Origin of the sequence: Halarchaeum rubridurum (genome assembly GCF_014647115.1) — an archaeon.
Classification (GTDB): Archaea; Halobacteriota; Halobacteria; order Halobacteriales; family Halobacteriaceae; genus Halarchaeum; species Halarchaeum rubridurum.
On the sequence record NZ_BMOO01000003.1, the window covers coordinates 428,963 to 447,039 of the forward strand.

Sequence of the window (18,077 nt, forward strand, 5' to 3'; positions counted from 1 at the left end):
ACCCCCAATGTCAGACGAACAGTCGTCTCGGGTTCGCCTCACGCGACGCAAGCTCCTCGCGGGGCTCGGCACTATCGGTGCAGCCGGTGCGGCCAGCGGTGCGGGGACGTTCGCGCTGTTCAGCGACAGCGAGGCGAGCACGGGGAACGAGATCGACATGGGGACGATGGACCTCGTCGTCCGCGACGGCGACAGCGGCGACGGCTTCGGTGACGGCGTCAGCGGGACGTTCACCGTCGAGAACGCAAAGCCGGGCGACACGATGAACGGGAGTGTCGAACTGAAGAACGCCGGGAGCATCGCGGCCGACCACGTCGAACTCGGCTTCTCCGTCTCACCGACGGAGGGGTCGTACGGCGGTACGGACGGCGGCGACACGCAGGACGGCGCGACCGGGATGGCCGGTCAGTTCGGTGTCGGACAGTTCGATTACCCAAAGGACGGTAGCGGGCCGTACGATACCCTCGACGTAGACGGACTGGACGCCGGTGCTGATGGCCCCGAGATGGCGACGCTCGCCGACCTCGTCGACGGCACGAACGCCGACGAGCTCGACGACCTCAACCCGCCGCCGGAGCCGGACGGGACGCGGACGCTCGACATCGGCCTGAAGTGGCTCGACGACGCCGAGCACGACCTCACCCACCCGAACAACGACTTCCAGGGCGACACGCTCGACGTGACGATCCACTTCGCGCTCGCGCAGGAACCCGACCAAGACGTCCTCTAGTACAGTCACACGACCACTCGGCCCACTCGGAGCACGGCGGTTCGACTCCGCCGGTGGGTCATCCGCCCATGGACCGACACCGAGTCACACCCGACCGGAGGGACGCGTGACGGGCACCGACCGCCCCGACCTCGACCGGCGACGCCTCGCGTTGCTCCTCGTGGTCGGGGCGGTCGTCGTCGGCGCGGGAGCGGGGTTCGTCGCGCCACTCGGGTCGCCGTCGGTCGGTCCCGACCCGGCCGCGGCGTCGGGTGCGCCGTCGACACCCGCGGCGTCCGGGGCGACGGCGATGGCCGCGGCACCGAACCCGCGAGCGGCGTCGCTGTCGCTCGACCTCGGGTCGCCGGGGGCGGTAGCGAACGCGAACGGCACAGTCCGGAACGTCTCGGTGCCGCTCTCGGGGGCGGTCGCGTGGAACGGGTCGGTGGACCGCGCGGTCGTGACGGTCCGGACGTGGACGCCCGCGGGGTGGCGCACGGCGACGAGTCGGACCGCTCGCCCGTCGGGCACGTCGCTCGACCTCGGGACGGCGTTCGGTGCGGTCGCGGTGGCGGACGCGAGCGCGTTCGACAACCCGGCGGCCGGGACGACGGTCGAGCGTCGGGGGGCGGTGTCGGTCGCGGTGCGGCTGTACGCCGACGGCGAGCGCGTCGGGTCGGCGATGCGGACGCGGGCGTACACGCTCCCGGTGACGAACACGGGCGCACCACCCGTCCCGGCGACCGCACCGTCCGCGGGGCCGTCGGGTGACGGCGCGGACGGCGCGGACGGGGACGAGCGACCGCGGTTGGTCCTCGTCGGGAACGACCCGGACCCGACCGTCTTCGGCGCGAGTGCACCCGTCCCGGGCGCGAGCGACGTCGAGCACGTGACGCTGCGGAACGCGGGGGACGCGCCCGGTCGGCTGCACGTGACGGCGTCGAACTGGACGGACGCGGAGAACGGCCTGATAGAGCCGGAGCGCGCGGCGGGCGACGATACGCCACGGGCGGGCGAGCTCCGCGAGCACCTGCGCATTCGCGTCGCTATCGTCGGAGGGGAGAACGAGACGACGTACCTCGTCGGGAGTGCATCGGGGTTCACCGACGCGAGCGCGGCCACGCCGTCGCGGTTGCGCACGACGCGGACGCTCGCGCCCGGGGAGAACGCGACGCTCGTGTTCCAGTGGCGACTCCCGACGACGACCGGAAACGTGGTGCAGAGCGACGCCGCGCGGGTGCGCTACGAGTACCGACTGGGGGAGCCGTCGGGGACGGACGCGGCGTCGAGCACGAGCGCGGTTTTACTCGCATCGTATACGAGTGGAACCGAGGAAAAGAGCTAATACCAGTAATGTCCGCACACTCACACATGGGGGAGGGGGACGGTGTCGTCGCGTAAGCGGGCGGCGGTGGTGCTTGCACTCACTGCGCTCGTCTGTGCGGCCACCGGCGCTGCGGGGACACATACCCTACTCAGCGACACTGAGTCGGCGGAGCTGGGGGTGCAGGCCGCGGCGGACTTCACCGTCGAAGTCTCGAACGCGAACGCGACGCGTTCTCACGCGTCGAGCGGGGATGTCTGTGAGGTGCGAAGTGACAACGGGAAGCCGCACGTCCGCGTGACGCTCCGGGGACTCGAACGAGCGGACCAAATCGAGTCGGTCTCGCTCGTCGACGGCGCGAACCCCACCAAATTCGGTTCGTGCGGCGACGACTACGTCGTCTGGTTCGACTGGAACGACGTGAAGAAGACCACGGGCGCGAACGGCCGGTTCGCCGTCCGCGGCGTCTGGGCGTCCGGTCGGGACTTCGTAGCGACCGACCTCACCGTCGAGTCACCACAGCAGGGAGAACGCGAGAAGTGCGATCGCTCGAACGCTGGCACGCACGACTCGCACGTCAGCGCGGAGTCGAACGTCGAGGATTCCTCCCTCCGTGAGGCGACAGTCGGCGAGTCGAACATCTACGCATCGACGGTCTGTCGGGCCTCCGTACAGGACTCGCTGCTGCGTAACGCGACCCTCTCGAACGGTTCTGTCGACGGGAGTACGGTCGCGGACAGCAGGGTCAGCGACGCGAACGTCAGAGGATCGACGCTGGTGAACGCGACGGTCGTGAACGCGACGGTCCACGACGCACAGTTGCGTAACGTCACGGTCCGCGACGAGTACGTCTCGGACGAGAGACGCGAGGGGACGAGAGCGCCCTCGCAGTCGGCGACCACCGTGAAGTCGACCGCAGCGCCTGCCGCGAACGGCACGAAGGCGGCGACCGAGAGCGCCACGACGTCGCCCGGGAACGACACCGCGTCGGCGGGGAACGTCACCGACTCCGTGCCGTCCGCCGAAAACGGCTCGGCGAACGCCAGTGCCGCACCGTTCGAGAACCGGAGCAACGCGTCAGCAGCGGGCACGAACGTGTCCGCGCGCGCACCGAACTCGACGGCGGACGCGAACGCCACGGCCGACGGGTCGGCCGCTCCGAGCGGTGACGGGGCGACCATCGAGTCGAACGCGTCAGCCGGGGCCGACGGGGTCGACGAAGCGAACACGAGCGCGGATGGCGAAACGACCACCGGGCCGGACACGGCGGCTACCACGACAGGGCGCAACGGCGCGGAATCGGGGACGACGAACGCGACGCCGTCCGGCTCGGCGAACGACGGCTCGACGGCGTCGAAGGCGACCGACGCGACGTCCACGACTGCCACCTCGTCCGCGACGGTCGAGCCGACGCCGGCCGACGCCGAAAACGACGGCTCGACGACGACGACCACGTCGAGCGCGTCGAGCGCGTCGAGAACGTCGAGCACGACATCCTCGCCGACCACCAGTGCGTCCACATCGGCGGGGTCGCCGACGACCTCGACGACTTCGACGACCACGGACACGACACGAACCGAGTCGACGTCGAGTTCGGTCGGTGACGCCCCGGGTGCGGCGCACAACGAGACTGAGACACAATGACACAGCGTACAACTCTCGATGGCCGTACCGTTCGCAACCTCGTCGGACTGCTCGTCCTCGTCGCGGTCGTCGCGCCGTTCGTCGTGACGGCCGCACCACAGGTCGTCGGCGCGACGGGGAGCTACACCGTCCTCTCCTCGAGCATGTCCCCGGCCATCGAGGCCGGCGACGTCGTCGTCGTGGACGGCGTCGACCCGGCGGACGTCGAGGAGCGCGACGTCGTCACCTTCCACCCGCCCGAGGGCCATCAGCTCGCGAGCGTCGAGCGCGTGACGCACCGCGTCGTCGACGTCGTCGAGCGCGACGGAACGCTGTACTTCGAGACGAAGGGGGACGCGAACGAGCAGGCGGACAGCGCGCTCGTCCCCGCCTCGAACGTCGTCGGGACGGTCTGGTTCACCATCCCGAAGATCGGCTACGTGACGCAGTTCGCGGGGACGCCGCTCGGAACGGTGACACTCGTAATCGTGCCAGCGTTCCTCCTCGTCGTCTCCGAGGTGTACGACCTACTGATGCCGGAGGACGACGCCGAGGAGTGAGCGCGTGAGCACGCGGGCGAGTGGGACGAGCGGGGCGAGCGGGGGCGGTGGGGCGCGTCGCTATCGGCGTTCGTCGGGGTCGCTGAAGCGCCCGCCGAAGGCGCGCGCGACGACCTCGTTGAGCGCGGGGTGGACGTGGATGGTGTCGCGGATGTCGGCGACGGTGCCGCTTCCGGCGCGCATCGCCACGCAGACCTCGTGGACGAGCTGGGAGGCGTGGGGGCCGACGACGTGCGTCCCGAGTATTTCGCCGTCGGGCGCGACGAGGACCTTGACGAAGCCGGGCGGGTCGCCCATCGCGGCCCCCATCGCGGTGTCGGCGTACTCGTAGCCCCCGACGCGGTAGTCGCGCGATTCGGCGCGGAGTTCGGCCTCGGTGTAGCCGACGGCGGCGACCTGCGGGTCGGCGAAGACGGCGTGGGGCATCGCGGTGTAGTCGACGGCCTCGCGCTCGTCGCGGAGCGCGTTCGTGATGACGGCGCTCGCCTCGTGGTTCGCGGCGTGCTTGTAGGGGTAGCGCCCGACGACGTCGCCGAGCGCCCAGACGTTCTCCGCGCTCGTCTCCAGGTAGCGGTTCGTCGCCACGTATCCCTCATCAGTGGTCTCGATTCCGCCCGCGGCGACGTCGAGGCGGTCCGTGTTTGGGACGCGGCCGGCCGCGACGAGCACCCGGTCGCCCCGGACGCGCACGGTGTCGTCGCCGTCGACGGCCTCGGCGTCGAGTTCGATCTCCCCGCCCGATTCGCGGACCGCGCTCGCCTCGTAGCCCGTGCGGACATCGAAACGGTGTTCGTATTGCTCGGTGAAGTGGCGGGCGACCGCGGGGTCCTCGCCGGGGAGGAGCGCGCCGCGGCGCCCGACGATGGTCACGTCGCTCCCGAACGTCCCGAAGTAGTGCGCGAGCTCCGCGGCGACGTAGCCGCCGCCGACGATGACGAGGCGCTCGGGCGGTTCGTCCGCGCGGAGGGCCTCCGTACTCGTCCAGTAGTCGACGTCCTCGATGCCTTCGACGTCGGGAATCGCGGGGCGGGTGCCGGCGGCGACGACGACCTTCTCGCCGCGGAGCGTCTCGTCGCCGACCGCGATGGTGCGCTCGTCGACGAAGCGGCCGGTGTCGTCGAAAAGCGTGTGGTTCTCTGAGGCCTCGACGCCGCGGCGAATCGCCTCGCTGTCCCGCTCGACGTGGTCGGCGACCTCGTGTACCATCCCCGAGAAGTCGACGTCCTCGACGGTGGCGTCGATGCCGAACTCGTCGGCGGTGTCGATGCCGCGTTTCACGTCGGCGCGGTGGACGAGCATCTTCGAGGGGACACAGCCGCGGTTGAGACAGGTGCCGCCGAGCGGGCCGTCCTCGACGACGGCGACGTCGAGACCCTGCCGGGCGGCGACGGAGGCGACGTCCAGTCCGGAGCCGGAGCCGACGATGACGAGATCGAAGTCCTGCATGCGCCCCGTTTCGGCCGCCGGCGGGGAATAGCTTAGGAGAGGTCGACGACGACCGGGAGGTGGTCGGAGGGGTAGCGACCGTTCGCGTACTGGTCGCTGCAGACGGCGCGGGCGTCGACCGACCACCCGTCGCTGAGGAGGACGTGGTCTATCGTCCAGTCGGCGTGGAGGCTCCGGTAGTCGTTGCGCGTCGTGTTCGGGCCGTGGTCGTGGGTCGCGGCGGCGCGCGAATCGCGCAGCGACTCGGTGAGGACGTCGTGGGCGGGGTCGCCGACCTCGCAGTTGAAGTCGCCGAGGACGACCGTCGGGACGTCGGTCGCGGCGACGCGCGCCCGGACGAGTTCGGCACCGCGCTCGCGGGCCGTCCGGCCCTCGTGGTCGAGGTGGATGCAGAAGACGACGAACTGCTCACCGCTCGCGCGCTCTCGGAGGCGCGCCCGCGTGCAGACGCGCGGGTGGGCGGCGTCCCAGCCGACGCTCCCGGCGACGGTCGGCGTCTCGGAGAGCCAGAACGTCTCCTCATCGACGAGCTCGAAGCGCTCGTGGGCGTACCCCACGGGGACGTACTCGCCGACGCCCTCGCCGGCACCGCGCGAGCGCCCGACGAACCGATAGCGCCCGAGACGCTCGCGGACGTCCGCGAGTTGGCCCGCGAGGAGCTCCTGGAGCCCGAGGACGTCCGGGTCGTGGTAGCGTATCGTCCCCGCGACCGCGTCGCGCCGGTAGGGCCAGCCGTCCTCGCCGTCCTCCGGGGTGTCGACGCGGACGTTGTACGTCATGGCGCGCACGGGGTCCATCACTACCGGGTTCGCGCGCGGCGGGTAAAAAAGGTTGAGACGGACGGCGGGCATCGACCCGCGCGTTCTTGTCGGTCGACGGTCTACGGCCGACGATGACCCTCGTCGCCACCCTCCACCTCCGCTGTGCGGACTTCTCGCTCGTCACGGCGCTGGCCGCCGCACCCGACACGACGGTCGAGGTCGAGGCGGCGATGGCCGACGACCCGAGCCGGCCCGTGCTGTTCGTGTGGGCGAGCGGCGGGTCGCTCGACCGCTTCGCGGACGCGCTCGCGTCGACGGGCGACGCCGTTCGCGTCGATTGCCTCGACGGTGGCGACGGCGACGGTGACGGCGACGACCGCCGGCTCTATCGGGTCCGACTCGACCCGTCGACGCCGTCGGTCTACGAGACGGCGCTGGACGTCGGGGCGTGCGTCCTCGACGTCGGCGCGACCGCCGAGCACGCGGTGTTCCGCCTCCGCTTTCCGGACCGGGACGCGCTCGTCACGTTCCGCGAGACGCTCGTCTCGGCCGGCATCGACGTCACGACCCGCTACCTCGGGACGAGTCGGGACGCGGGGCGCGAGACGCTGACACGAAAGCAACGCGAGACGCTGGCGGCGGCCGTGGACGCCGGCTACTTCGCGGTCCCGCGCGAGGCGACGCTAGCGGACGTCGCGGGGACGCTCGGCGTCTCCCGGCAGGCCACCTCCGAGCGGTTGCGCCGCGGGATGGCGTCGCTCGCGCGTGACGCCGTCGGCGACGGCACCGTCGAGGACGCCGGGTGACGCTCAGCGACCGAGGCGCGCCGCCGCGCCCGACGCGAGGCGAGTGCCGGCGCGCCCGAGCGACCGGAGCGTGACGTAGAGGAGCGCGTAGACCGCGCTGAGCGCGAGCGCGAGGGCGGTGGTCGCGGCGACGACGACGAACGAGCCCGCGCCGGCGGCAATCGTCAGCGCCTCCTCGCTCAGCGTCGGGCGCTCGGGGTACGACTCGTTGAGGTACGGCGCGAGCGCCGCGGCGGGGCGGCGGGCCAGCGACGCGAGACAGCGGCGCGCGAACGCGGCGGGACCGGGGAGCGACATGGGTCGTGGTCGGCGCGGCGCGGACAAAAGCGTGCCCACCGCGACTATCGGCACACCGCGGACACCGGCGCGCGTCGCCGCCGCCGCGCGTCGTCGAGGACCCACGGCGACGCGTTCCGCGCGCCCGCGACGCGAGGCTATTTGGCACCGGCGGGCGACGCGGGTGACGTGAACGCGATAACGACGGAGGGGCTCCGCAAGTCGTACGGCGACCTCACGGCGCTCGCGGGGCTGACGCTCGACGTCCCCGCCGGCGAGCTGTTCGGCCTCCTCGGGCCCAACGGCGCGGGCAAGAGCACGACGATACGGATTCTCACGGGCCAACTCCGCCCGGACGCGGGCACGGCGTCCGTCCTCGGCGTCGACCCCGTTGATGACCCGGTCGGCGTCCGCGAGCGCGTCGGCGTCCTCCCCGAGCAGGAGTCCCCGCCGAGTTTCATGACGCCGCGCGAGTACTTCGACTTCGTCGGGTCGGTGCGCGACCTCGACGCCGAGACGGTGGACGCGCGCGTCGAGACGTGGGCCGACCGGCTCGGCTACGGCGCGAAACTCGACACGATGAACACCGACCTCTCGCGGGGCCAACAGCAGAAGGTGATGATCACCGCGGCGTTCCTCCACGACCCCGACCTCGTCTTCATCGACGAGCCGCTGGCGAACCTCGACCCCATCGTGCAGGAGACGGTGAAGCGCGTCCTCCGCGACTACCGCGACGACGGGAACACGGTCTTCCTCTCGACGCACGACATCGACGTCGCCGCCGACCTCTGCGACCGCGTCGGCATCGTCCGCGAGGGCGAGCTAGTGACGACGCGCCGCCCGGCCGGGCTGGGCGAGGAGCGCCTGCTCGACGTCTTCCTCCGCGAAGTCGGCGCGGATACCGACGCGCTGGACGACGCGAGCGGCGGCGCAGGGGCCGGTGTGGAGACTGGTGCGGACGAGGGTTCCGACGCGGGCGAGGGTTCCGACGCGGACGGGGCCACCGGGCATACCGAGGGCACCGACGCTGGACCCGGCCCGGACACCGGCGCGGGGCGATGAGCGCCGACCGCGCGGTGCTCGCGGCGATGGTCCGCGAGGAGTGGCGGCTGCACAGCCGGCTGTTCGGCGGGCGGCGCTTCGCCGCGTTCCCCGTCTTCGTCGCGCTCGTCGGCGGACTGACCGCGTGGGCGCTCGGGACGGCCGGCACGGGGACGGCGACCGTCGTCGCGGGCGCGCACGTCCTCGTCGCGCTCTTCGGGCTCCAGACGGGGACGGTCGGGCTCGTCGGGCGCGACGCGATGCGCGGCCTGCTGGGCGAGACGACGCTCGTCGTCTTCAGCGCGCACACCCTCCCGCTGCGCCAGCGCCGACTCCTCGGGCTCTTCCTCCTGAAGGACGTCGGCTACTACGCCGTCCTCCTCCTCCTGCCGCTCGCCGCCGCGTTCGCGCCGCTCCTCCCCCTCGCGCGTCTCCCGCTCCTCTGGCTGACGCTCGCCTGGACGTTCACGCTCGGCCTCTGCGCGACGGTCGCGGTCGTCGCGCTCGCCACCCGCGACCGCCCCGGGAAGGTCGTCGCCGCGCTCGGGGCGGGTGCCGTCGTCGCCGCGGCCCTCGCGGGCCTCCCGGTCGTCGCGGCGACGCCGTACGCGCTCTTCGTCGCGCCCGGGTTCACGAGCGCCGTCGCGGCCGCCCTCCCCCCGCTGTGTCTCCTCTGCGTCGCCGCGTTCGCCTACGACCCCGAGCACGAACCACCGGCGCGAACCGCGGACAACGCCTATCGCGCGTGGCAGCGCCGCGTCCCCGCGTGGGACGACCCGGTCTTCGTGAAGACGATGCTGGACGTCTCGCACTCCGCCGGTGGCTACTGGAAGGTGCTCCTCTCCGCGGGCATCCTCGTCGCCGTGAGCGCCTTCCTCGTCTCCCTCGCCGAGTCCGTCGTCGGCCTCGGCGTCCTCCCCGGCGTCGCCTTCGGGTCGGTTCTCGGGCTGACGGCCTTCACGACGTACAACTGGCTCACGCAGTTCGACGACCCGACGACCTACGCGACGCTCCCCGTCGACACCGCGGCGGTCTTCGACGCGAAGCGCCGCGCCTTCGCGGTGCTCGGCCTCCCGACCGGCGTCGCCTGGTACGCCGTCGCCGCGCTCTGGCAGGGGGCCACCCCCCTCGACTTCCTCGCGGGGCTCGCGCTCTGCGTCGGCCTCCAGGCCTACCTGTTCGGCCTCACGGTCGCGCTCGCCGGCCTCCAGCCGAACGAGTTCCTCTTCGACACCGTGCTGTTCGCGGCCTTCACGTTCGGCGTCGCCGTCCCCCTCGTCCCGGTGCTCGTCGTCGGCTTCGTCGCCGCGCCCCTCTCCACACCGCTCGCGGGCGCGCTCGTCGTCGCCGGCCTCGTGCTCGCCGGCGTCGGCCACGTCCTCTACGGCCGCGCCGTCCCGCGCTGGCGCGAACGCGCCCGCGAGTGAGACGCCCCCCTCGGCCGTCGTCACCCCTAAAGCCGCGGCGGCCCTTCTCGTGGGTATGAGCGAGACCGAAGAGAGCCTGCCGGAGAGCGAGGACGAGTGGCGCGAGCGCCTCGACGACGAGGAGTACCGCGTCCTTCGAGAGCAGGGGACGGAGGCGAAGTTCAGCGGCGCGTTCATCGGCAAGGACGACGACGGCGTCTACCGCTGTGCGGGATGTGGGGCCGCGCTCTTCGACTCCGACACGAAGTTCGACGGCGAGGGCTCCGGGTGGCCGAGTTTCGACGACGCCATCGAGGGCAGCATCGAGCGCCGCGAGGACACGAGCCACGGGATGGTCCGCACGGAGGTCGTCTGTGCGACCTGCAGGGGCCACCTCGGTCACGTCTTCCAGGACGGCCCGACGGAGACCGGCGAGCGCTACTGTATCAACTCGTGTGCGCTCGACTTCTCGGACGAGGAGAGCGACGCCGACCGATAGGGAGGCGTCGAAATACCGAACGGCGAAGCCGTGAGGACGGATGCGGAGAGCGACGCCGACCGATAGGGAGGCGTCGAAATACCGAACGGCGAAGCCGTGAGGACGGATGCGGAGAGCGAAGCGACGTGACGGCCGACTACTCCAGGCCGACGGGCGGGAGGACGACGCAAGGGATGTCGACGTGACCGACGAGCGCGCCGGCGGTCCGGCCGAGGCCGTACTCCGCGCCGGGGCCGGGTTGATGCGCGCCGATGACGAGTTCGTCGACGTCGCCGCGGTCGAGCTCCTCGCGGATTTCGTCGACGGCCTCGCCGTCGCGGACCGCGGTCTCGACGGTGGGGGTCGTGAGGCGGGCGGAGGCGACGTTGACGGCGTCGCCCGCGTCGCGCGAGCCGTCCTCGGTGACGCCGATGACGCGGACGCTGTCGTCGGCGTCGAGTCGGGGCCCGAGGTAGTCACAGGCGGCCGCGGTCGTGTGGACGGAGTCGGTGGCGACGAGGAAGCGCGTCATGTTCGGCCCCTCAAGCGCCGCCGGGAAAAAGCTACGCTACTCGGCGTCCGCGTCCTCGCCGCTCACGGCGCGATACCGCTCGAAGAGCGCGCGGGCGCGTTCGCTCTCGCCGGCTTCGGCCTCGACGGCGGAGTCCTCGACGGCCTCGAACTCCCGGTCCTCGTGGCCCGCCCACGCGCGCAGCGCTTCGTTGGCGGCCTGGGCGTGCTCCTCCGCGGCCGCGACGACGCCGTCGGCGGCGGCGCGCTCCTCGGGGTCGTCGGCCTCCTCGAACGACTCGCTGTAGACGACCGTCCACTCGTCCGCGCCGAGGTCGTAGCCGACGCCCTGCACGATTCCGTCGCGCACGAGCACGAGGGCGGAGACGAGGCGTTCGTCTTCGCCGCGGGCGGTGTGCGCGCTCGCGGGCGCGACCATCCGGAAGGCGTCGCTGCGGTGGAGCGCGCGCCCCTCCGCGATGGTGAGCGGCCGAGCGGGCAGTGAGTCCATCGCCATGGCTCGGGGGACGCGCTCGACGAAGAAGAACCGGGCGATACGTCGCCGCCGCTCGTCGGGTGCGGCGTCTCGAAAAAACGCGTTCTCGTGTGTGTGCCGGATTAGACGCGCGTGACGTTCGTCGCGCGCGGGCCCTTCTGGGCCTCCTCGACGTCGAACTCTATCTCCTCGCCCTCCGTGAGGTCCGCGCCGCCGACGTCCTCCATGTGGAAGAAGACGTCCTCGTCCGCGTCGTCAGTCTCGATGAATCCGTAACCGCCAGTTTGGTTGAAGAAGTCAACCGTTCCGCGTGCCATTACAGAGGGTACTACGCCGGACGCGACGATAAGGGTTGCGCGACGCCCGGTAGCACGGGTGTCAGCGCGCGCCGATCACTGGCTCGCGCCGGGCGTCGGGTCGAGCGGGACGGTCTCGTCGACGGTGAGCGTCGTCGTCTCGCCACCGAGTTCGACGGTGAAGTCGCCGGCCTCGACGACCGGGTCGGCGTCGCCCGGCACCTCGCCGGGGACGACGGCGAGCGCGGCGAGCGGGAACTCGACGGTCACGCGCTGCGAGCGCCCGGGCGCGAGTTCGACCTTCTCGGAGCCGAGGCGCTTGCGGCGCGGATACTGGACGGAGCCGTACGCCTCCGTGTAGTAGGCCTCGGCGAGCGCGGTGCCCGTCCGGTCGCCGGTGTTCGTCACGGTCACGCTCGCGGTCGCCGTCCCCGTGCGCGCGGCGTTCGCCACGGTGGACGGCGAGACGGTGAGGTCGGAGAACGCGAACTCCGTGTAGCTCTCTCCCGCACCGAAGTCGAAGAGCGCGTCCGCGTTGTCCTTCGCGGGGTGGTACTGGTTGTAGTAGTTCGGGACCTGCCCGACGCCGTCCGGCCAGCGGAAGGCGAGGCGGCCGCCGGGGTCGGCGTCGCCGTAGAGGACGTCCGCGACGGCACCGCCGGCGCTTCCCGGGTAGTACGCCATGGCGAAGGCGTCGAGTTTGGCGAGCGTCTCGCTCGTCCCGCGCGGCCGGCCGGCGACGAGGAGACCGACGACCTCCGTGTCGAGGTCGGCGACGGCGTCCACGAGTTCGCGCTGGGCGGCGGGGAGCGCGAGCTCGTCCGTGTTCCCGAACCCCTCCGCGTACGGGCCCTCGCCGAGGACGAGGACGACGCGGTCGGCGGCCTTCGCGTCCGCGACGATGGCGGCCTTCGTCCCGGCGTCGAGCGACCACTCGTCGTCGCTCCAGCGGTTGAACGTGTAGCCGGTCTCGTGGACGGCGACGCCGCCGACGGCGCGCGAGCGCACGCCCTCCGCGATGGTCGTCGCCCACGGCTTCGCGTCGTCCGCGTGGAGGCCCTGCCAGCCGATGGTCCACCCGCCACACTGCGCCCGGACGTCGTCGACGTTCGGCCCGGCGAGCACGACGTTCTGCGTCGGGGAGAGCGGGAGCGCGTCGCCCTCGTTCTTCAGGAGGGTGAGGGATTCGCGGACGGCCTCGCGGGCGGCGTCCTTCGCGCCGCCGACGACGTCCGGGGCGCGCGTCGGGTCGACGTACGGGTCCTCGAGGAGGCCGAGTTCGGCCTTCAGTTCGAGCGAGCGGCGGGCGGCCTCGTCGATGCGCGACTCGGGTACCTCGCCGGCCTCGACGAGGTCGAGGAGCGCCGTGTAGAACTCCTCAACGTGCGCCATGTCGGAGAGCATCGCCATGTCGACGCCGGCGTTGACGCCGGCTTTCACGGCCGCTCGGAGGTCGGGGGCGTACTCGTGCATGTCGACCATTCGGTGGAAGTCGTTCCAGTCGGAGACGGCGAGGCCCTCGAAACCCATCCGGTCGCGCAGGACGTCGGTGAGGAGCCACGAGGAGGCGTGGGCGGGGACGCCGTTGACCGAGCCGCTGTTGACCATCACGGTGAGGGGTTCCTCCTGGAGGCCCATGTGGTGGGGGACGAAGTGGTTCTCCACGAGGTCGCGCACCGGGATGCGGGCCGGGCTGCGGTCGTCGCCGTTCTGCGGTTCGCTATACGCCGCGAAGTGCTTCACGCTCGCCGCGACGCCGCCGTGGTCGGCGTCGCCCTCCTGGAGGCCGCGGACGGCCGCCGCGCCGAGTTCGCCCGCGAGGTGCGGGTCCTCGGAGAGCGTCTCGTAGAACCGTCCCCAGCGGGGGTCGCGGGCGATTCCGCTCGTCGGGGCGAACCCCCAGTGTGCGCCGACGGCGGCCGCGGAGTCGCCGGTGTGTTTCGCGGCGGCCGCCATCAGTTCGGGGTCGCGGGTCGCGCCCATCCCGACGTTGTGGGGGAAGGCCGTCGAGCCCTCGACGGTGACGTTCCCGTGGACGGTGTCGAGGCCGTAGACGAACGGCACGCCGTTGCCCTCGTTGATCGCGTACTCCTGGAGGGCGTTGACGCCCTTCGCGAGTTCGACGGGGTCGCGCGACGGCGGGTAGGCGGAGCCGGTGAGGAGCGAGCCGACGTGGTAGTCCGTGAACAGCGACGCGACCTCGCTCGCGTCGACCGTCGAGACGTTCGCCTGAATCATCTGTCCGATTTTCTCCTCGACGCTCAGCTCCGAGAGGATGGCCTCGACGTCCGTCTCCGGCGGTGCCGGGCGCGAACCGTCGCCGTACGTCTGCATCTCCTGCGCGCTGACGCTCTCGGCCCCGCCCGCGACGGCGGCCGCGCCGAGCGCGCCCGTCGCCTGGAGGAACCGTCGCCGCGAGTGCGTGTTGTTATCAGACATGTCCCATCGTGGAGTGGTAATACGTACTGTAAAAACATTACTATCTCTGTACGCAACGATGGTGATAGACCGCGCGAGGCGAGGGGACGAGCGCGGGCGGCGTTACCGGCGTCGCAGGCGGACGACGGCGAGGAGCGCGCCCAGGAGCGCGAACGCGCCGGCGAGGAGGCCGAACCCGGGCGACGACCCGCCGGACGTTCCTGCAGTGCTCTCGCTGTCCGCGAGCGACGGCCGGATGTCGTTCACCGCCGCGACGTCCGGCCCGTGTACGACCGTCACCGTCTCAGCCGTGTGGACGACGCGGTACGCACCCCGGTAGCCGTCGCCCTCGGGGACGACCCACGTCCCGTTCTCCCGGGCCGCGTCGTGGGCCTTCAGCGCCGCGACGTAGCCGTCCGCGAAGTCGCCCGCGTCGGCGTCCGTCTCCCACGCGCTCTTCCAGACGAAGCCGTCGGCGTCGCCGTTCCGATAGGGGAGGACCGTATCGCCCGCCCACCCCGCGGAGGCCGGCGCGGCGTAGCGGAACGTCCGGTAGCCGTCGTCCGCGCGGATGTCCGTCGGCACGACGCCCGCGTCGTAGCGCGCGCTCTGCCACCAGAGACCCATGAATATCGAGGCCTCGCCGAGCGTGTCCGTCCCGGTCCCGTTCGCGCCGACGCCCGCGTACGTCCGCCAGCCGTTCGTCGCCGCGTCGCGGTCGACGGTCACGTCCCGCACCGCGGGGGCTTCACCGTGGATGATCTCGGTCGTCGTCGTCGGTGGGTCCCGCCACGCGGCGTCGACGGCGTCCCAGCCGCCGCGTTCGAGCAGCTCGTGGACGTATCCGGGTCCGCTCGCGTACGGGAAGTAGAGCGTGTACTGGAGGCTCACGGGGGGCGACGAGCCAGCCGATCCTCCAGAGTCGGACGACGACGACGAGTCGCCCGTCGAGGGCGTGGCGACACAGCGCCACGTCCCGTTCGTACAGCGCTCCGTGTACCGGTTCTGGACGTACCGGGCCTCACCCTCGATGAGCCCGCTCGTCGCGAGCTGGGTGTCCTGTGTCTCGCCGCCGTACTTCGACTCGGCGAGGTCGTAGGTCTGGTCCTGGAGGGCGTGGGTCAACTCGTGGGCGAGCGTCGCGCGGTCGATGTACGCCCGCTTCCCCGAGGGGACGATTATCTCGATGGCGTCGTCGCTCGGCGAGTAGAACCCCTGCACGCTGTCGGAGTAGTACGAGGACATCGCCGCGGAGAGGTTCGTGTCGGAGCCGACGATGAGGGCGGCCTCCCACACCTGCTGGTTCCACCGCGCGTGCGTCGCGTTCGTCGGCGCGCTCGACGTGTTCGCGCGGTATTCGGCGCGCGACATGACGTTCACGGGGACCGGCTTCTCGAAGTCGTGCCCGCGGAGGCGCTCGACGCGCGCCATCGTCCGCCGGACGTACGCGTGAATCTCCGCGTCGCTCAGTCCGTCGGACTGATCGACCCGTATCGCGGTGTCGTACCGATAGCCGTCGACGTAGCCGATGGACCGGTTCGCGTCGCCCGCGTCGTCGGTCTGCGCGGGCGCGGGGCCGTCGGTCGAAGCCGCGCTCGCGGTCGAGGCCGGGGTCGTGTTCACGCCCGCGCTCGCGTTCGCGTTCACCCGGTCGACGCCCGACGCGCCCGCGGCCGTCGCGCTCGCCGTCGCCGCGCTCGACGCGACGAGGAGGGCGACGACGAACAGCGTCCTGAGTCGTGTGCGCATCCACTCGTCCTTCGGGGGGCGCGGCAAAACCGCTGTGGGTTACGGCCCCGTCCGGTCCCGACGGGCCCGCCGGGCGTCACGAGCGCGGTTTCACGACGGTCTCACAGGACGGGCAGGCGGCGTACGCGGCTTCGCCATCGTCGTCCTCGTACTCGATGAGCACCGCGCTCGCGGGGACGTCGGCCCCGCACTCCGGACAGCGACCCAGCGCCCCGTCGGTCCCGTCGGCGTCGGTCATTCGCTTGGCCGAGACGAGTCGCCGAACGGCCATAACTGTTCGGCGGGACAGATAGGGTCTTCCGTCCCGACCGCCTGCCGTCGGATATGCACGGCGTCCACGTAGTGGAGACGGCGGCGGGATTCCGCGAGGCGCTCGCGGTCCGGTACGCCGTCTTCGTCGACGAACAGGGCGTTCCGGCGTCGGTCGAGGTGGACGACCACGAGGACGAGGCGACGCACTTCCTCGCGCGCGTCGAGGGCGACCCCGCGGCCGTCGGCACCGCGCGCTACCGGACGGCCGAGTCGGGCGCGGCGAAGATCGAGCGCGTCGCCGTCCGCGACGCCCACCGCGGCGAGGGGTGGGGCGCGCGCCTGATGGACGCGGTCGAGGCCCACGCGCGCGAGACGGGCCACGACCGGGCGGTGCTCGACGCCCAGACGAGCGCCGCGGACTTCTACGCCGCGCGCGGCTACGAACGCGTCGGCGACGTCTTCGACGAGGCCGGAATCCCGCACGTCACGATGAAGCGCGCGCTCGACGGATAGCGGACCACGCGAACGAGCGAGCCACACGAAACGGTCGTCGGGCGACGGACCGCCCGCCGTCCGAGTCCCACGGTCCCCCTTTGTGGCCGACCGCACGTGGACGGAGACACCGAACGGGGAAGACGACCCTTACCGTACTCGTTAGCGTCCGCGTCGAACACCGCGTCGAGGAGCGTGCGCTGGGCGACGCGGAGGGAGGCCTCGTGGGTGCCCGGCGAGCGCGCGAGCCGCCACGCCTACGGTCACCCCGCGCCGTGGGTCGGTGTGGCAGACTCCGACCGCGGCGCTTCCACCGACACCGGTCACGGTACCGACCCCACCGCCGACGCGACGCGGGGCCGCATCGACCCCGACCGCGCCGCCGAGCGCATCACCGCTTTCCTCCGCGACGGGCTCGCCGACACGGGCGCGAACGGCTACGTCGTCGGCGTCAGCGGCGGCCTCGACTCCGCCGTGGGGCTGCGCCTCGCCGTCGACGCCGTCGGCCCGGAGCGCGTCCACGGCCTCGTCCTCCCCGGCGCGCCGAGCGACCCGCAGAACATGGTCGACGCCCGCGACCTCTGCGAGTCGCTCGGCGTCGACTACGACGAGGAGTCCATCGAGGCCCACGTCGAGGCCGTCCGCGGGGATGCCGTCGCCCTCGACGAGCGCGATGCGGGGAACGTCCGCGCCCGCGCCCGGATGCTCCGGCTCTACGCCGCCGCGAACGCCCGCGACCTGCTCGTGCTCGGCCCGGACAACCGCTCCGAGCACCTGCTCGGCTACTTCACGAAGGGCGGCGACGGCGTCGTCGACCGCGCGCCGCTGTGCGACCTGTACAAGACGGAGGTCGTCGCGCTCGCCGAGGCGCTCGTCCTCGACCCGCGCTTCGTCGAGAAGGAGCCGACCGCGGGGCTCTGGGCGGGCCAGACGGACCGCGAGGAACTCGGCGCGCCCTACTCGGTCATCGACCCCGTCCTCCGCTGTCTGGTGGACGACGGGCTCGACGTCGACGCGACCGCGGCGCGGGTCGAAGCGACGGAGGAGACGGTCGCGCGCCTCGCCGACCTACACGAAGCGAGCGCGCACAAGCGCCGGCCGGCGCCGACGCCGGGTCTGCGCTGACCCTCAGAACTCGACGTCAGTCGCGGAGTCGACCGCGAAGCGTGTCGCCTCGGGTTCGCCCGCGAGGACGTCGGGGAGGCTGGCGGCGAACGCCCGGAAGTGCTCGCTCTCCTCGTGGACCTCGACGGCCGCGGCGTCCTCGTAGCGCTCGACGAACCGGAGGACGTTCTCGTCCTCGACGTCGACCGCGGCGCGGTAGTCGACGACGCCGGGTTCCTCGGTGGACGCCGCGACGACGTCGCGGGCGAGGTCGAGCGCTTCCTCGCGGCGGGACGGGTCTATCGGGAAGGTCGCGTGGACGACGATCAT

At 72.0% G+C, this 18,077-nt stretch carries 20 protein-coding genes; 9 read left to right on the top strand and 11 right to left on the bottom strand.

What is annotated here, in order from left to right:
- The first annotated feature begins 7 nt into the window (after positions 1 to 7).
- Both IEX84_RS08430 and IEX84_RS08435 read left to right on the top strand, forming a co-directional pair.
- Positions 8 to 730 carry a TasA family protein gene (locus IEX84_RS08430; protein WP_188871806.1) on the top strand — a complete coding sequence of 241 codons (723 nt, stop codon included), beginning with the start codon at positions 8 to 10 and terminating at the stop codon, positions 728 to 730.
- A gap of 106 nt (positions 731 to 836) precedes the next feature.
- Positions 837 to 2,054: a hypothetical protein gene (locus IEX84_RS08435; protein ID WP_188871808.1), complete on the top strand. Its 1,218-nt coding sequence runs from the start codon at positions 837 to 839 to the stop codon at positions 2,052 to 2,054.
- Positions 2,055 to 2,674: 620 nt separating this feature from the next.
- On the opposite strand, the gene IEX84_RS08440 is transcribed toward IEX84_RS08435, so the two are convergent.
- Positions 2,675 to 3,487: a hypothetical protein gene (locus IEX84_RS08440; RefSeq protein WP_188871810.1), complete on the bottom strand. Its 813-nt coding sequence runs from the start codon at positions 3,485 to 3,487 to the stop codon at positions 2,675 to 2,677.
- A gap of 186 nt (positions 3,488 to 3,673) precedes the next feature.
- Here IEX84_RS08440 and IEX84_RS08445 point away from each other — a divergent pair, with 186 nt between their 5' ends.
- Entirely contained in the window at positions 3,674 to 4,216 is a 543-nt protein-coding gene (locus IEX84_RS08445) for a signal peptidase I (protein WP_188871812.1), read from the top strand.
- A gap of 60 nt (positions 4,217 to 4,276) precedes the next feature.
- Here the strand turns inward: IEX84_RS08445 and IEX84_RS08450 are convergent, their stop codons facing one another.
- Positions 4,277 to 5,662 carry a dihydrolipoyl dehydrogenase gene (locus IEX84_RS08450; RefSeq protein ID WP_188871814.1) on the bottom strand — a complete coding sequence of 462 codons (1,386 nt, stop codon included), beginning with the start codon at positions 5,660 to 5,662 and terminating at the stop codon, positions 4,277 to 4,279.
- Positions 5,663 to 5,694: 32 nt separating this feature from the next.
- Positions 5,695 to 6,459: an endonuclease/exonuclease/phosphatase family protein gene (locus IEX84_RS08455; RefSeq protein WP_229732344.1), complete on the bottom strand. Its 765-nt coding sequence runs from the start codon at positions 6,457 to 6,459 to the stop codon at positions 5,695 to 5,697.
- A gap of 95 nt (positions 6,460 to 6,554) precedes the next feature.
- Here IEX84_RS08455 and IEX84_RS08460 point away from each other — a divergent pair, with 95 nt between their 5' ends.
- Positions 6,555 to 7,229 (top strand): helix-turn-helix domain-containing protein, encoded by a 675-nt coding sequence (locus tag IEX84_RS08460; RefSeq protein ID WP_188871818.1) that lies wholly within the window; start codon positions 6,555 to 6,557, stop codon positions 7,227 to 7,229.
- 3 nt (positions 7,230 to 7,232) lie between these two features.
- On the opposite strand, the gene IEX84_RS08465 is transcribed toward IEX84_RS08460, so the two are convergent.
- Entirely contained in the window at positions 7,233 to 7,526 is a 294-nt protein-coding gene (locus IEX84_RS08465; RefSeq protein ID WP_188871821.1) for a hypothetical protein, read from the bottom strand.
- Between the two features lie 168 nt (positions 7,527 to 7,694).
- Between IEX84_RS08465 and IEX84_RS08470 the strand changes: the two genes are divergently transcribed.
- The 3 genes from IEX84_RS08470 to msrB are packed head-to-tail and all read left to right on the top strand — an operon-like array spanning position 7,695 to position 10,451.
- Positions 7,695 to 8,567 (top strand): ABC transporter ATP-binding protein, encoded by an 873-nt coding sequence (locus tag IEX84_RS08470; RefSeq protein ID WP_407647597.1) that lies wholly within the window; start codon positions 7,695 to 7,697, stop codon positions 8,565 to 8,567.
- Complete coding sequence (locus IEX84_RS08475; protein ID WP_188871823.1) at positions 8,564 to 9,973, top strand: hypothetical protein; 1,410 nt, start codon at positions 8,564 to 8,566, stop codon at positions 9,971 to 9,973. Before IEX84_RS08470 ends, IEX84_RS08475 begins: the two co-directional genes overlap by 4 nt.
- Before the next feature lie 55 nt (positions 9,974 to 10,028).
- Positions 10,029 to 10,451: a peptide-methionine (R)-S-oxide reductase MsrB gene (msrB, locus tag IEX84_RS08480; RefSeq protein WP_188871825.1), complete on the top strand. Its 423-nt coding sequence runs from the start codon at positions 10,029 to 10,031 to the stop codon at positions 10,449 to 10,451.
- Between the two features lie 136 nt (positions 10,452 to 10,587).
- Here msrB and IEX84_RS08485 read toward each other — a convergent pair whose 3' ends face one another.
- From IEX84_RS08485 to IEX84_RS08510, 6 genes are all read right to left on the bottom strand, one after another.
- Positions 10,588 to 10,962, bottom strand: a complete 375-nt coding sequence (locus tag IEX84_RS08485; protein ID WP_188871827.1) for a universal stress protein — start codon at positions 10,960 to 10,962, stop codon at positions 10,588 to 10,590.
- Between the two features lie 36 nt (positions 10,963 to 10,998).
- Entirely contained in the window at positions 10,999 to 11,457 is a 459-nt protein-coding gene (locus IEX84_RS08490; RefSeq protein ID WP_188871829.1) for a hypothetical protein, read from the bottom strand.
- Positions 11,458 to 11,558: 101 nt separating this feature from the next.
- Positions 11,559 to 11,753, bottom strand: a complete 195-nt coding sequence (locus IEX84_RS08495; protein ID WP_188871831.1) for a cold-shock protein — start codon at positions 11,751 to 11,753, stop codon at positions 11,559 to 11,561.
- Positions 11,754 to 11,828: 75 nt separating this feature from the next.
- A complete protein-coding gene (locus tag IEX84_RS08500) occupies positions 11,829 to 14,171 on the bottom strand; it encodes a glycoside hydrolase family 3 protein (RefSeq protein WP_188871833.1) in 2,343 nt (780 codons plus the stop codon).
- A 102-nt stretch (positions 14,172 to 14,273) separates the two neighbouring features.
- Complete coding sequence (locus IEX84_RS08505) at positions 14,274 to 15,899, bottom strand: Hvo_1808 family surface protein (RefSeq protein WP_188871835.1); 1,626 nt, start codon at positions 15,897 to 15,899, stop codon at positions 14,274 to 14,276.
- A 76-nt stretch (positions 15,900 to 15,975) separates the two neighbouring features.
- Complete coding sequence (locus IEX84_RS08510; RefSeq protein ID WP_188871837.1) at positions 15,976 to 16,137, bottom strand: DUF7837 family putative zinc-binding protein; 162 nt, start codon at positions 16,135 to 16,137, stop codon at positions 15,976 to 15,978.
- Between the two features lie 86 nt (positions 16,138 to 16,223).
- On the opposite strand from IEX84_RS08510, the gene IEX84_RS08515 reads away from it, so the two are divergent.
- Both IEX84_RS08515 and IEX84_RS08520 read left to right on the top strand, forming a co-directional pair.
- The gene (locus IEX84_RS08515) at positions 16,224 to 16,664 is read left to right on the top strand and encodes a GNAT family N-acetyltransferase (protein ID WP_188871840.1); all 441 of its coding nucleotides are present in this window, start codon (positions 16,224 to 16,226) and stop codon (positions 16,662 to 16,664) included.
- 264 nt (positions 16,665 to 16,928) lie between these two features.
- Positions 16,929 to 17,768 (top strand): NAD+ synthase, encoded by an 840-nt coding sequence (locus tag IEX84_RS08520; RefSeq protein WP_188871842.1) that lies wholly within the window; start codon positions 16,929 to 16,931, stop codon positions 17,766 to 17,768.
- Positions 17,769 to 17,771: 3 nt separating this feature from the next.
- On the opposite strand, the gene IEX84_RS08525 is transcribed toward IEX84_RS08520, so the two are convergent.
- Entirely contained in the window at positions 17,772 to 18,077 is a 306-nt protein-coding gene (locus IEX84_RS08525) for a putative quinol monooxygenase (RefSeq protein WP_188871844.1), read from the bottom strand.